This is a genomic window from Photorhabdus stackebrandtii, from assembly GCF_011189495.1.
Taxonomy (GTDB): Bacteria; Pseudomonadota; Gammaproteobacteria; order Enterobacterales; family Enterobacteriaceae; genus Photorhabdus; species Photorhabdus khanii.
On sequence record NZ_PUJV01000203.1, the window covers coordinates 1 to 268 of the forward strand.

Annotated in this window: 1 protein-coding gene; it reads left to right on the forward strand. The window is 60.4% G+C overall.

The window, feature by feature from the left end; genetic code table 11:
- A partial coding sequence (locus C5470_RS22340; RefSeq protein ID WP_166291970.1) for a condensation domain-containing protein occupies window positions 1-268 on the forward strand: 268 nt, incomplete at both ends.

The window sequence follows — 268 nt, forward strand, 5'->3', positions numbered from 1 at the left end:
GATCGGGTGGTGCTGGACCGCTATCTGGCCGCGGTGCAGCAGGTGGTCAACCGCCACGATATTCTGCGCACCGCCTTTATCTGGCAGGGGCTGTCAGAGCCGGCGCAAGTGGTCTGGCGCCAGGCCCCGTTATCCGTCACCGAATTGACATTAGATCCGGCAGACGGGCCGGTCAGTGAGCAGTTAAGCCGGCGTTTTGACCCCCGCCATTATCGTCTGAACTTAAGTGAAGCCCCGTTATTGCAGTTTGTTGTTGCCCGGGACACGG